This window comes from Rhodococcus sp. AQ5-07, from assembly GCF_009707305.1.
In the GTDB taxonomy this organism is placed as follows: Bacteria; Actinomycetota; Actinomycetes; order Mycobacteriales; family Mycobacteriaceae; genus Rhodococcus_F; species Rhodococcus_F erythropolis.
Genome location: NZ_CP046099.1, coordinates 2,412,065 through 2,426,125 on the forward strand (window position 1 = coordinate 2,412,065; position 14,061 = coordinate 2,426,125).

13 protein-coding genes are annotated in these 14,061 nt (G+C 63.5%); 10 read left to right on the top strand and 3 right to left on the bottom strand.

Features of this window, described 5'->3' with window-relative positions:
- Nucleotides 1-17: 17 nt before the first annotated feature.
- Nucleotides 18-1,304, bottom strand: a complete 1,287-nt coding sequence (locus tag GJB56_RS11080) for a glutamate-5-semialdehyde dehydrogenase (RefSeq protein WP_019749057.1) — start codon at nt 1,302-1,304, stop codon at nt 18-20.
- Between the two features lie 172 nt (nt 1,305-1,476).
- Here GJB56_RS11080 and GJB56_RS11085 point away from each other — a divergent pair, with 172 nt between their 5' ends.
- From GJB56_RS11085 to GJB56_RS11125, 9 genes are all read left to right on the top strand, one after another.
- Nucleotides 1,477-2,580, top strand: a complete 1,104-nt coding sequence (locus GJB56_RS11085; RefSeq protein WP_113683732.1) for an NADH:flavin oxidoreductase/NADH oxidase — start codon at nt 1,477-1,479, stop codon at nt 2,578-2,580.
- Between the two features lie 243 nt (nt 2,581-2,823).
- Nucleotides 2,824-4,272: an MFS transporter gene (locus GJB56_RS11090; RefSeq protein WP_113683733.1), complete on the top strand. Its 1,449-nt coding sequence runs from the start codon at nt 2,824-2,826 to the stop codon at nt 4,270-4,272.
- Complete coding sequence (locus GJB56_RS11095) at nt 4,269-5,150, top strand: ribokinase (RefSeq protein WP_113683734.1); 882 nt, start codon at nt 4,269-4,271, stop codon at nt 5,148-5,150. Before GJB56_RS11090 ends, GJB56_RS11095 begins: the two co-directional genes overlap by 4 nt.
- A gap of 53 nt (nt 5,151-5,203) precedes the next feature.
- Complete coding sequence (locus tag GJB56_RS11100; RefSeq protein WP_113683735.1) at nt 5,204-6,025, top strand: MerR family transcriptional regulator; 822 nt, start codon at nt 5,204-5,206, stop codon at nt 6,023-6,025.
- Between the two features lie 39 nt (nt 6,026-6,064).
- Nucleotides 6,065-8,164 carry a RecQ family ATP-dependent DNA helicase gene (locus GJB56_RS11105; RefSeq protein WP_113683736.1) on the top strand — a complete coding sequence of 700 codons (2,100 nt, stop codon included), beginning with the start codon at nt 6,065-6,067 and terminating at the stop codon, nt 8,162-8,164.
- Between the two features lie 160 nt (nt 8,165-8,324).
- Nucleotides 8,325-8,840: a diaminobutyrate acetyltransferase gene (ectA, locus tag GJB56_RS11110; RefSeq protein WP_019749063.1), complete on the top strand. Its 516-nt coding sequence runs from the start codon at nt 8,325-8,327 to the stop codon at nt 8,838-8,840.
- Between the two features lie 48 nt (nt 8,841-8,888).
- Nucleotides 8,889-10,151, top strand: coding sequence for a diaminobutyrate--2-oxoglutarate transaminase (gene ectB, locus GJB56_RS11115; RefSeq protein ID WP_113683737.1), 1,263 nt, complete (start codon nt 8,889-8,891; stop codon nt 10,149-10,151).
- 15 nt (nt 10,152-10,166) lie between these two features.
- Complete coding sequence (locus GJB56_RS11120; protein ID WP_003944463.1) at nt 10,167-10,565, top strand: ectoine synthase; 399 nt, start codon at nt 10,167-10,169, stop codon at nt 10,563-10,565.
- Nucleotides 10,566-10,574: 9 nt separating this feature from the next.
- Entirely contained in the window at nt 10,575-11,507 is a 933-nt protein-coding gene (locus GJB56_RS11125; protein WP_113683738.1) for a D-isomer specific 2-hydroxyacid dehydrogenase family protein, read from the top strand.
- Nucleotides 11,508-11,551: 44 nt separating this feature from the next.
- Here GJB56_RS11125 and GJB56_RS11130 read toward each other — a convergent pair whose 3' ends face one another.
- A complete protein-coding gene (locus GJB56_RS11130; RefSeq protein ID WP_019749065.1) occupies nt 11,552-12,073 on the bottom strand; it encodes a VOC family protein in 522 nt (173 codons plus the stop codon).
- A gap of 50 nt (nt 12,074-12,123) precedes the next feature.
- Between GJB56_RS11130 and GJB56_RS11135 the strand changes: the two genes are divergently transcribed.
- Nucleotides 12,124-12,981, top strand: a complete 858-nt coding sequence (locus GJB56_RS11135; RefSeq protein WP_113683739.1) for an NAD-dependent protein deacetylase — start codon at nt 12,124-12,126, stop codon at nt 12,979-12,981.
- On the opposite strand, the gene proB is transcribed toward GJB56_RS11135, so the two are convergent.
- Entirely contained in the window at nt 12,954-14,057 is a 1,104-nt protein-coding gene (proB, locus tag GJB56_RS11140) for a glutamate 5-kinase (RefSeq protein ID WP_060939164.1), read from the bottom strand. The genes GJB56_RS11135 and proB overlap by 28 nt on opposite strands.
- Nucleotides 14,058-14,061 lie beyond the last annotated feature (4 nt).

A 14,061-nucleotide genomic window follows, 5' to 3' on the forward strand; every position in this document is an offset into this window, starting at 1 on the left:
CAAGTCTGGTGAACTTTTCAGGCGGGTCGGGTGTGCCCGTCGCCCCAGACGATCCACTTGGTGGACGTCAGTTCCGGTAGCCCCATGGGGCCACGCGCGTGCAGTTTCTGGGTGGAGATGCCGATCTCGGCGCCGAATCCGAACTGCTCACCGTCGGTGAAGGCAGTCGACGCATTGACCATCACTGCCGCGGCGTCGACGCGAGCGGTGAACTCACGGGCAGCCGAGAGATCGGAAGTCACGATGGCTTCGGTGTGGCCGGTCCCGTACTGGTCGATGTGCTCGACTGCAGCGTCCAGGTTCTCGACGACCTTGAGCGCGACGTCGAGCGTGAGGTACTCCTTCGACCAGTCGTCCTCGGTGGCCGGGACGAGTCCAGGCAGATCGCCGTGCACGACGACGTCGTGCATCTGAAGCGCTTGAAGCAACTTCGGCACGGCCGTCTCGGCGATGGCGGCGTCGACCAACACAGTCTCCGCGGTGTTGCACACGCTGGGCCGACGGGTCTTGGAGTTGAGAAGAATCTTCTCGGCCATGAGCAGATCGGCGGCCGAGTGAACGTAGACGTGGCAGTTACCGACACCGGTCTCGATGGTGGGAACGGTGGCATCGCGAACTACGGCGCTGATCAGGCCGGCGCCGCCTCGTGGGATGACGACGTCGACGAGGCCACGGGCCTGAATCAAATGAGTGACCGTGGAGCGATCCGCACTTGGCAGAAGTTGAACGGAGTCCTCGGGCAGTCCCTGAGCAACCAGCGACGCACGCAGGGCCGCTACCAACGCTTCGTTGGACTTGACCGCCGAGGACGAACCACGAAGCAGCGCAGCATTTCCCGATTTGAGGGTGAGCCCGAAGGCATCGACGGTCACGTTGGGACGAGCCTCGTACACCATGCCGACGACACCGAGCGGAACGCGCTGCTGCCGTAGTTCCAAACCGTTCGGCAGAGTGGAGCCGCGAAGAACTTCGCCGATCGGATCAGGTAGTCCGGCAACCTGGCGCAGACCTGACGCGATGCCCTCGATGCGGTCAGCGGTCAGACGAAGACGGTCGAGCAGCGATTCCTCGGTGCCACCCGCCTTCGCGGTGTCGATATCGAGAGCGTTGGCCGCGAGAATCCGATCACTTGCCGCGAGAACTGCGTCGGCTGCGGCGTGGAGAGCAGCATCCTTCTGCGCCGTGGTCAGCAGAGCCAGGACGCGCGAAGCCTTACGGGCTCGGCGTGCGGCGTCGTGCACGACGGACTTGGTGTCGGACGCGTTCGAGTCGACGGTTTCTGCGTTGGAAGTCACAGCGGTCATGAATACACATTAACCACCCACCTCCGCGGCTTGCTCGGCGGAACGAGGCTGTGACCACCCGGGACCATTCCGGCGGACCGCCTGCGAACATTTCGGCGGACCGCTGGGGAACAATTCCGATGCGCGGCGCTGTTGCACCCACCGACCTTCTTCTTCGAGTCAGGAGCCATCCGTGAGTGTGTTGTTCGAGCCTTTGACCCTGCGTGGTGTCACCATCCCGAACCGCGTCTGGATGGCACCGATGTGCCAGTACTCGGCCGACGTCATCGGCGACCAGGTCGGAGTGCCCAACGAGTGGCATCGCACGCATCTGGTGAGCCGTGCAATCGGCGGCACCGGCCTGATTCTCACCGAGGCGACGGCCGTCAGTCCCGAAGGCCGCATATCGGCAGCTGATCTGGGGATCTGGAACGACACGCAGGCGCAAGCCTTCGCCGAGATCAACGCGCAACTCGCGTACTTCGGCGCAGTGCCCGGAATTCAGCTGGCCCACGCCGGACGCAAAGCGTCGACGCAGGTTCCGTGGCGCGGCGGCAAGAGCCTGCCCGCCGACGACCGACTCTCGTGGCAGACGGTTGCCCCGAGCGCGGTTCCGTTCGGTCACCTTGCCGATCCGGTAGAGCTCACCACGGAGGGCATCGAGAAGGTCGTCGCGGACTTCGCAGCGGCGGCTACCCGCGCATTGAAGGCCGAATTCAAGGTCGTGGAAATTCACGCGGCCCACGGATACCTGATCCATCAGTTCCTCTCCCCCGAGAGCAACAAGCGAACGGACCGCTACGGAGGCAGCTTCGAGAACCGCATTCGATTGCTCCTCGAAATCCTGACAGCAGTCCGCGAGGTGTGGCCGGCCGAGTTGCCGCTCTTCGTCCGGGTCTCGGCGACCGATTGGCTGACGGAAGAGCGTGGGCTCGAGGTCGACAGCTGGACCGCGGATCAGACTGTTGCCCTGGCCAACATCCTCTCCGATTACGGGGTCGATCTCGTCGACGTCTCCACCGGCGGCAATTCACCGGCGGCACAGATTCCGGTGGAACCGGGATACCAGGTTCCGTTCGCCCGTCGCCTGCAGAACGAGAGCCTGTTACCGGCCGCCGCCGTCGGCCTCATCACCGAACCCGAACAGGCCGAGAAGATCGTCGAGGACGGAAGCGCAGTGGCGGTGCTCCTCGGCCGCGAACTGTTGCGTGATCCGTACTGGGCGCGCCGGGCGGCACGGGAACTGAACGCCGAGGTCGGACCACATATCCCGACGCAGTACGCCCGCGCCTTCTAGCCCGAAAATCGGCTCCCGCGCCCAACTTTGATAGCGTAAGCGTCTTACTTGCCGGTAGTCCGGAGCCCTGTGGGCTCCGGACACTGCCGCGGGCCAGAGCCGTGCGACGGGGGTCGCAACGAGCCACAGGGCACGCGGACGCTCGATTTCCCGACCGGCTCATCGGCGAGTGGGCAACGAAAAGATGCGTGCATCAGGTACGTGCCCCGCTCGGTTCGATGATTGCGCTGGGGAGCGCATGTCATGACTACACCAGAGAACTCGATCAGCGCTCTCGAAGTGGCCGAATCACCCGATGTCTGCGTCACCGACAATGCGTCCGTCAAGCGCGCTGTCAAGGCAACGATGCTCGGAAATGCCATGGAGTGGTTCGATTTCGGCGTTTACGCATATCTAGCTACCACTATCGGAAAAGTGTTCTTCCCGGACGCGAGCGGCAGCGCTCAACTCCTCTCGACGTTTGCAATTTTTGCGGCTGCCTTCATCGTCCGCCCTCTCGGCGGATTGTTCTTCGGTCCACTCGGTGACCGCATCGGACGCAAGAAGGTCCTGGCCACCACCATCATTCTGATGGCCGGCAGTACCTTCGCCATCGGCCTCATCCCGAGCTACGAATCCATCGGTATCGCCGCCCCGATCCTGCTGGTACTCCTACGCCTGTTGCAGGGCTTTTCCACGGGCGGCGAATACGGCGGGGCCAGTACGTTCGTTGCCGAATACGCGCCGGACAAGCGGCGCGGTTTCTTCGCCAGCTTCCTCGAATTCGGGACTCTGGCAGGATATGTGGCGGCAGCGGGCATCGTGACGATCATCCAGACCGTCGTCAGCGCCGAGGACCTCCTCCAGTGGGGCTGGCGCATCCCCTTCCTCATTGCCGGACCGCTGGGTCTCATCGGCCTGTACCTCCGTCTACGTTTGGAGGAAACTCCCGCATTCCAGATGATGGAGCAGGCCGAAGAGCGTTCCCTTTCCCTCGCAGACGAATCCACCGGCAAGAAACTACGCGAAACTCTCGTCGACAACTGGCGTCCGCTTGTTCTGTGCATCGTTCTGGTGGCCACATACAACATCGCTCACTACGGCCTGCTCAGCTATATGCCGACGTATCTGACCAACACGTTGGGTTACGACGAATCCCACGGACTCGTTCTGATGATCATCGTCATGATCGTGATGATGATGGGAATCAGCTACGTCGGAAAGTTCTCGGACCGCGTCGGGCGTAAACCCTTGCTGCTCAGCGGTTTCATCGGATTCTTCGTCCTGTCCCTGCCTGCCTACCTGTTGATCGGCATCGGCAACTACGTGACGGTCTTCCTGGGACTCGCCATTCTCGGCGGCTTGCTCCTGCTGTTCGTCGGGGTGTTCCCGTCCGTGCTTCCCGCACTCTTTCCGACCGGAATCAGGTACGGCGGCTTGGCAATCGGATACAACCTCGCGGTGTCGATCTTCGGTGGAACCACTCCCCTGGTGCTGACAGCTCTCGAAAGTGCAACGGGCAGCAATCTGGTCGCACCGATGTACATGATGATCGCCGCGGTGATCGGCGGTATCGCAGTCCTGATGATCCCCGAGACCGCACGGAAGCCACTGGACGGCTCTCCGCCCGCCGTGGCCACCGACGAGGAAGCACGCCGGATCATCCGCAAGGTTCGCCGCAAGAGAATGAAGGCCGATAACCTCGAGGTATGAGCACGCCTCGAATCGTCGTCGTCGGCAGTATCAACATGGATCTGACCACGTCGGTGGCCAGATTCCCCGCTCCGGGAGAAACGCTGCTCGGCACTGCCTTTGCCACCGCGGCCGGAGGTAAGGGCAGTAACCAGGCCATCGCCGCCGCGAAGGCCGGTGGGGACGTGTCGTTCATCGGCGCGGTCGGCGACGACGGTTTCGGCACCCAGTTGCGCGAGACCCTGCAAGACGCCGGGGTCGACACCGCACTGCTGCGTAGTGTCGACGGCCCGAGTGGCGTCGCGGCCATCACCGTGAGCGAAGACGCGGAGAACAACATCATCGTCGTCCCGGGCGCCAATTCCTCGATCTCTTCGTTGACCGAAGCAGACCTCGACGCGATCTCCCGCGCCGACATCCTCCTGTGCCAACTCGAGATCCCGGTCGAGACAGTTACAGCGGCAGCCGAGCACGCGCACGCCAACGGGACGACGGTCATCCTCAATCCGTCTCCCGTGCAAAAACTTCCGGCTCTACTGATCGATGCAGTCGACATCTTGATCGTGAACCAGACTGAGTCGGAGCAGCTGGCCGCGGTCACCGGTCGCGTCGCGCACCTCGTCACGACGCTCGGAGCGGGCGGCGCGGATCTGAAGACCGGCGACGAGACCGTTCACGCCGACTCCCCGGCCGTGACACCCGTCGACACCACCGGCGCCGGCGATGCCTTCACCGGGGCCTTCGCCGTGGAGTGGGTGCAGGACCAGGACCGCGCCCTGCAGTTCGCTGCCACGGCGGGAAGTCTGGCGACGACGGTTCGCGGCGCGTCGGTGTCGTCGCCCACTCGCGCTGAGATCGAAAAAGTCCTGAACCGACAGCTTGACTCTGACACCGTGTGAGGTTCTAAACCTGTAGGTGTCGGGTTCGTGAGGGAGAAACGGGGCAAGTAACCATGTTGAGCATCGGAGACTTCGCGAGAGCAGGTCGCGTGTCCGTGCGCATGCTCCGCCACTACGACGCCATCGGCCTGCTCACGCCCGCGAGGGTCGACGCATCCACCGGGTACCGCTCGTACACCGCGGGCCAGTTGGCGCTGCTCAACCGCATCGTCGCTCTCAAGGAGTTGGGCCTGACCCTGGCCCAGGTCCAGCAGGTGGTGGAGTCGGCGGTCACTGTCGACGAAATCCGCGGGATGCTCACGCTTCGCCGAGCAGAACTCGAGACCCGAATCCAGGAAGACACCGCGCGACTGGCGCATGTACAGGCGCGCCTACGCATCATCGAAAGTGAGGGACAGATGTCCGCATACGAGGTTGTGATCAAGTCCGTTCCGGCGCTGCGGGTCGCGGAGTTGACCGGTACCGCCAAGACGATGGATCCGTCGTCGATCGGTCCGGTGGTTCGCGGGCTGTACGAGCGCCTGTGCACCGGTTTGGATCGTGCCGGTATCGCCGCGATCGGACCTGCGCTCGCGTACTACGAGGATGCCGGTGACGACGAGAACGTCGTCGTGCATGCCGCGCTACCGGTCGATGCGGATCCCGAGGGCGACTACGAGTTCGCGGTCGTCGAATTGCAGGCCGAAGCTCAGGTGGCCTCGCTGCTGCACAAGGGGTCGATGGACAACTGCCTGCCCGCCTATCAAGCCTTGGCTCAGTGGATCGACGCAGCGGGATACCGCAATGCCGGCCCCAGCCGGGAGGTCACGCTGGCGTGCCCGGAGGACGTCGACGGCTGGGTCACCGAGCTGCAGGAACCTGTTGCCAAGGCCTGAAGCCCGCACGTGTCGGCAGGGTCGTGCACCATGGGGTCCATGACCACCGCCACTGCCCCAGCCATGCGCGACGAAGCCGAGCGACTGCTCCGTGAACTCGCGGGGCCGGATGCCCGCCTACGCGAGGACCAGTGGACGGCCATCGAGGCGCTGGTGGTGCAACGCAAGCGTGCCCTCGTCGTCCAGCGGACCGGCTGGGGCAAGTCTGCGGTCTACTTCATCTCGGCGAAGCTGCTCCGGGCAGCAGGTCATGGCCCCACTGTCATCGTCTCTCCGTTGTTGGCCCTGATGCGAAACCAGGTCAGTTCTGCCGAGCGTGCCGGGGTGCGAGCCGCGACCATCAACTCGGGCAATGTCACAGAGTGGGACGACATCCACGCCCGCGTTGCAGCCAACGATCTCGACGTACTGCTGGTCAGCCCCGAGCGCCTGAACAACCCCGACTTCCGCGATCAGGTTCTCCCGTCCCTGGCAGCTGATGCCGGCTTGGTAGTGGTCGACGAGGCTCACTGCGTTTCCGACTGGGGACACGACTTCCGTCCCGACTATCGGCGTATCAGGACTTTGATCGCCGAACTCGGCGAGGGCATTCCTGTCCTCGCGACCACGGCTACGGCCAACAACCGCGTCGTCGAGGACGTGTCCGCCCAACTCGGCGTCGGCGGCGAGGAAACTCTCGTACTTCGTGGCGGGCTCGAGCGCGAGTCACTTCACCTTTCCGTGGTTCACATTCCCGAGGCGACGGCGCGCGCTGCCTGGCTCGCCGACATACTCGAGACGCTGCCGGGATCGGGCATCATCTACACGCTGACGGTTTCGGCCGCTCGCGACCTCGCAAGCCTGCTCTCCGAGCGCGGTCATACCGTCGCCGCCTACACGGGCCAGACCGATCCCACCGAACGTGAATCCCTCGAGCAGGACCTGTTGGGCAATCGCGTCAAGGCTCTGGTGGCCACCTCGGCCCTCGGGATGGGCTTCGACAAGCCTGATCTCGGGTTCGTCGTCCACCTCGGCGCACCGTCGTCACCTATCTCGTATTATCAGCAGGTGGGCCGCGCCGGACGTTCCACCGACAGGGCAGACGTGATCCTGCTGCCGGGCACCGAGGACAAGCAGATCTGGAGCTACTTCGCCTCGGTCGCCTTCCCCCGCGAGCATCTGGTCCGCAGCGTCATCGAGCACCTCGACACCGAAAAGGCCACGTCGACACCGGCACTCGAACCGCTGGTGGAGCTCAATCGCACCCGTCTCGAAATGGTCCTCAAAGTTCTCGACGTCGACGGCGCGGTCAAACGAGTCAAGGGCGGTTGGATCAGCACCGGAGAACCTTGGGTGTACGACGCCGAGCGTTACGGTCGACTCGACGACGCTCGCCAGGCCGAGCAAGCTGCAATGGTCGAGTACCAGAGCATCACCACGTGCCGAATGACCTTCCTGCGTGAACAACTCGACGATCCTGGTCTGACATCGGAGAACTCACAGTGTGGACGCTGTGACAACTGCACCGGCAATCGCTACGACACCACTGTCGACACCACCGCCCTCGACGAGACTCGGGCGCGCTTGCAGCGCCCCGGATTCGACCTGGAGCCGCGCAAGATGTGGCCGACCGGCCTGAGCAAGCTGGGCGTCAAGCTGTCCGGGAAGATCACCGAGGGACCGGAAACCGGGCGCATTCTCGGACGGATGTCGGACCTGGGCTGGGGCCAACGTCTCCGCGCGCTTTTCGACGGACCCGACGCCGAGGTACCCGATGCGGTGGTCAGCGCGTGTATCAGCGTTCTGGCCGCCTGGAATTGGGCCGAGCGCCCCACCGGTGTCATGGCCCTCGAATCCACGACGCATCCGTTGCTGGTGTCGAGCCTGGCTGCCAAGCTGGCCGAGGTCGGGCGATTGACCGACCTGGGCACCCTTCGCTTGCGACCCGACCGCCCTCCGGTGTCGGCAGCGAACTCCGCCTATCGCGTGTCCGGACTGGTCGATGTTTGGGAAGTCCCGGACATGAGTATCCATCAGGGACCGATACTTCTTGTCGACGCAATCGCCGACACCGGTTGGACTTTCACGATGGCCGCACGCGCACTTCGGCAGGCGGGGGCGCATTCGGTCCTCCCATTGGCGCTCGCGAGCCCCAAATAGCGAGTTTTGGCCCGAAATAGTCGCTCGGACAACACCAAAAGTTACATAATGTGAGCACGATCACATTCATGTCCTCACCTGGGGCGCAACGGGTTCCGCACGGCCCGAAACGGACATCTGCATGACTTCGACAGCAATGATTGTTACGTTCAGATGACCGATGAAGCCTGTTGATACGAGAGCTATCCCGACCACCGCGCCGGACGCGGTGTTGTTCAGAAGCCCACAGATCGATGACGGAGTCCGGCTCTGGGAGATCGCACGTGATTCGAAGGTGCTCGACCTCAATTCGAGTTATGCATACCTGTTGTGGTGCAGGGATTTCAGCGCGACGTCCATCGTCGCAGAGGTAGACGGCCGCGTAGTCGGATTCGTTTCCGGTTATACCCGTCCCAGCGCGCAGGAAACCCTGTTCGTGTGGCAAGTCGCGGTCGACGAGGACCAGCGCGGCAAGGCAATTGCTGCTCGCATGCTGTCCGACTTGATGGATCGCACTGCCCCACTGGGTGTTACACATCTGGAGACGACGATCAGCCCCGACAACGAGGCTTCGATCGCACTCTTCACTGCGCTCGCACGTCGACGCGAAGTACCGATAACCAGGCAGAACTTGTTCTCGCCCAAAGATTTTCCCGATGGACACGAAGCCGAAGATCTTTACACGATCGGCGCCTAGCGCATTTCGCGCTCGGCATACAGCATGCCCCGGAGGAACAAAGAAGATATGAATATCAACGAAGCAAGCATTTTCGAAACCCTCGAGTCCGAGGTCCGCAGCTACTGCCGTGACTGGCCTGCAGTGTTCACCAGCGCATCCGGATCCTGGATTCGTGACGAAAACGGACGCGAATACCTCGATTTCTTCGCCGGTGCCGGCGCCCTCAACTACGGCCACAACAACCCGGTGCTCAAATCGGCGCTGGTCGACTACATCGTGAGCGACGGCATCACGCACGGCCTCGACATGTCGACAGTCGCCAAGCGCGAGTTCCTCGAGACCTTTCAGCGCAACATCCTCGAGCCGCGCGGCCTGGACTACAAGGTCCAGTTCCCCGGCCCGACCGGATCGAACACCGTCGAGGCTGCACTGAAGCTGGCCCGCAAGGTGACCGGACGTTCGGCAGTCATCAACTTCACCAACGCATTTCACGGAATGACACTTGGTGCACTCTCCGTGACCGGCAACTCGATGAAGCGCGCGGGCGCCGGTGTTCCGCTCGTGCACACGACACCGATGCCCTTCGACAACTACTTCGACGGCGTCACCGAGGACTTCCAGTGGTTCTCCCGCGTTCTCGATGATTCCGGTAGCGGCATCAACCGTCCCGCGGCAGTGATCGTCGAGACCGTTCAGGGTGAAGGCGGCGTCAATGTCGCTCGCCCCGAATGGCTTCGGGCGCTGGCAACACTGTGCTCGGATCGTGGCATCCTGCTGATCGTCGACGACGTCCAGATGGGCTGCGGCCGCACCGGCCCGTTCTTCTCCTTCGAAGAGGCCGGAATCGTTCCCGACATCGTCACGCTGTCCAAGTCGATCAGCGGTTACGGAATGCCGATGGCGCTCACGCTGTTCAAGCGTGAACTCGACGTCTGGGGACCGGGCGAACACAACGGCACCTTCCGTGGCAACAACCCGGCGTTCGTCACCTCAAGGGTTGCACTCGACCACTACTGGTCCGACGACGCACTGACGAAGACGACGTTGAAGAAGGGCGCACGCATCAGCGAATGCTTCGCCAATCTCTCCGATCAGTTCCCCGGCGAGGTCTCGCACCGTGGACGCGGCCTGGTTCAGGGCCTCGTTTTCGATCAGCCCGAGCGCGCCGGCAAGGTCTGCCAGCTGGCATTCGACGAGGGATTGCTCGCGGAGACCTCCGGACCCTCCGACCAGGTTGTGAAACTGCTTCCGGCACTGACGATTACCGATGACGAGCTCGAGCACGGCCTCTCCATCCTGGCCGAGGCGACACTCAAGGTCTGCAGCTAGAGGAAGGACTCTCCCATGATCGTTCGCACCACCACCGAGATCACCGACACCGACCGCGACATCACGAGCGAGGACGGCAACTGGCGCAGCAAGCGCATCGTCCTCGGCGGCGACCGCGTCGGGTTCTCGTTCCACGAAACCACCATCAAGGCAGGTTCGGTCAACGAGTTCCACTACGCCAACCACGTCGAAGCGGTCTGGCTCGTCGAGGGCACCGGCAAGCTGATCGACCTGGACAACAACAAGGAATACGATCTCGCACCGGGGTCGATGTACCTGCTCAACGGTCACGAGCGTCACCGCGTCGAGCCCGATACGCAGATGCGCATGCTCTGCGTTTTCAATCCGCCGGTCACCGGGCGTGAGGTACACGACGAGAACGGTGTCTACCCACTGGTGGAGGTCCCCGCGTAGCGTCTAGTCATGGCGACTGACACCTCTCCACGCGTAGCGATCGGCCCCGTCCCCGATGCACTGCTCGACAGCGCGGTGCTTCGGGGCGGAGGTCTGATCAGTCCGATCGACACTGCCGACGCCCTGATCTGGGCGGGCTCACCCGAAACTTTTCCGTCGGAGTTACCGGCGTCGGTCAGGTGGGTGCAGCTGCCGTCGGCGGGAATCGAGGATTGGTTCGACTCCGGTGTGATTCCGAAGGACACCGAAATCACGTGGACCTCGGCGGCCGGCGCGTTTTCGGCCTCGGTGGCCGAGCACGCGCTCATGCTGCTGTTGGCCGGAGTTCGTCACCTGCCCGCACACATCGAAGCTCGAACGTGGCGTCAGTTCGAGTTCTTTCCCAAGATCGGCACCCTTCGTGGCTCGACGGTTGCGATCATCGGCGCAGGCGGTATCGGCCGCGCGCTGATTCCGATGCTGGCCGCGCAGGGGGCGGACAGCATCGCAGTCAATCGTTCCGGTAGCCCGGTTCCCGGGGCCATCTCGACGTACCCCGCATCCAGGATGGATGAAATCTATTCTCGCGCAGATCACTTCGTGATCGCTGCGCCCGCCACCCCGGCCACCCGTCACCTCGTTGGCCGCGCGCAGTTGGCGGCGATGCAACCCCATTCCTGGGTGATCAATGTCGCGCGCGGATCACTGGTCGATACCGACGCGCTGGTCGAGGCAATCGAGTCGGAGCAGATCGGCGGCGCCGGTCTCGACGTCACCGAACCCGAACCCCTCCCGGACGGTCACCCGCTGTGGGATCTGACGAATGCGATCATCACACCCCACGATTCCAATCCGCCGGGAGTTCGCCCCGCCGCGTTTGCGGATCACGTCTCCAAGAACGTGACCCGCTTCGCGAAGGGCGAGGCACTGGCTGCCCTCGTCGACCCGGTCGCCGGATACTGAGCACGCCGCCGCAGCCTGAATGATCCGGCGAAAGCTGCCGAAAGTTACTGTGGCGAATCCGTATCCGGGAAGAAGAGCGCCCGCGCCCGGCGAGCCACCTCCTCCGCAGGTACGTCCTCGACCTTCGTGCATACGGCCCACCGATGGCCGAATGGGTCGAGAAACACTCCGTGCCGGTCACCCGAGAACGTATCGGCGACCGCCGTGACCAGCGTGGCTCCCTCGGCGACGGCCCGATCGACGAACTCATCCGTGTCCTCGGTGTAAACGACGATGGACGAATGCACCCAGCCGTCCTGCGGCGACCTGAGACCGAAGTCCGGCATCTCCTGCGAAAGCTGCAGCATCGAATCACCGATCCGAATCTCGGCATGCATGAGAGTGCCGTCAGGTGCATTCATCGCATCGACGATCTCAGCCCCGAGTGCTCGTTTGTAGTAGTCGAGTGCGGCATGGCCGTCCGGCACCGCAAGGTAGGGAGTGATCGTGTGGTAACCAGCGGGAATTGGGTTCACTGTGTTCATGTCTACGAGTATCGACAGTCGTACACGCGTTCTATTGAACATTTCGGACTTCCTCCGCGCCGCCGTCTCGCACACGCGCCTATCCTGGAACGGTGCCTACCGACAACAGCCGCCTCGACGCCCTTCCCGAGCTCCTGTCCGGCCGTCGCCTGGCAGTTCTGACGGGTGCAGGCATCTCCACCGACTCCGGAATCCCGGACTACCGTGGCCCCGATTCACCCCCGCGCAATCCGATGACGTTCCAGCAGTTCATCGGCGATCCGGCGTTTCGACGTCACTACTGGGCGCGTAACCACATCGGCTGGCGATACATGGACAGCTCGCGGCCCAACCAGGGCCACCGGGCCGTCGCGGCACTCGAGCGAACAGGGCGAGCCGTCGGTGTGATCACCCAGAACGTCGACCTGCTGCACACCAAGGCCGGCGCGCGAAACGTCATCGACCTCCACGGCACCTACGCGCAGGTTCGATGCCTGAGCTGCCAGCGGCTGATCTCCCGCGCCACTCTCGCCGAGAGACTGGAGGAAGCCAACCCCGGATTTGCCGAAACTGTGGCTGCTGCAACGGGAGTCGAGATCGCGCCCGATGCAGATGCCGTGATCGAATCCACCGCACACTTTCGCGTCGTAGATTGCGCCGTGTGCGGTGGGCTACTCAAGCCGGACATCGTCTACTTCGGTGAATCCGTCCCCAAGGAACGTGTGGCCCGGGCGTACAGCCTCGTCGACCAAGCCGATGCACTGCTGGTAGCCGGGTCGTCGTTGACGGTGATGTCCGGTCTGCGTTTCGTGCGGCATGCCGCCAAGACCGGGAAGCCGATCGCCATCGTCAATCGCGGAACGACCCGAGGTGACGAATACGCCGACCTCAAGCTCGAAGCCGGTTGTGCTGAAGCACTTTCCGCCCTGGTCGAGTACGACAGCTACAGCGCCACCAAGTCGTCCGCGTGAACCACGGGACGCTGCATGTCGGCCGGTAGATCGGCGGTGGAACGCCCCAGTATCTCCTCGATCTCCGTAGCGTCGAACGCAACGACACCCCGAGCGACGGGCTTCTCCCCCGGTCCCATCAGCGACACGACATCGCCGGCGTGAAAATCGCCGGACACCCCGACGATGCCCGCGGACAGCAGGCTTCGACGCTTGGACACCACCGCGCGAACGGCGCCTTCGTCGAGGTGAAGGTCACCCGATGTGTCAGCGGCGTGACGTACCCAGAATCGGCGAGCCGACAATCGCGTCGGACGGGGCGCAAATGCCGTTCCGACATCGGCACCACTGAGTGCCTGCGCAGCGTCCGATGCTGCCGCGAGCAGCACCGGCACTCCGGAATCAGCGGCCAGGCGTGCTGCTGAGAGCTTTGACGCCATGCCTCCGGTACCGAGAGCGCCACCCGATCCGGCAACCACACCGTCGAGATCCTCCGGACTGTTGACCTCGGGAATCAGTGTGGCATCGCCCTTTCGGGGATCCCCGTCGTACAGGCCGTCCACATCCGACAACAGGATCAACGCGTCGGCGCCGACGAGATGAGCAACCAGAGCAGCCAACCGATCGTTGTCACCGAATCGAAGTTCGGTGGTGGCAACGGTGTCGTTCTCGTTCACGATCGCGACCGCGTGCAATGCCCGTAGACGATCGAGTGTCCGTTGGGCGTTGCGGTGCTGCGTCCGTCGAGCGATGTCGTCCGCCGTGAGTAGAACCTGCCCGACGGTACGCCCGTAACGTGCGAACGACGTACCCCAGGCGTGAGCCAGCGCCAACTGACCGACGCTGGCCGCGGCCTGCTTGGTCGCGAGATCCCGCGGTCGCTTGGTCAGTCCCAGCGGCGCCAGTCCGGCGCCGACGGCACCGGACGAGACGACGACAACATCGGAGCCCGCGCGCATGCGGGCCTCGATGGCATCGGCCAACAGATCAAGTCGGTAAGTGTCGAGTCCCGCCACCAGACTGGTGAGCGCAGACGACCCGATCTTCACGACGATACTGTGAGCCGACGCTATCGACTCCCTGGTGGACCCGAGCACAGTC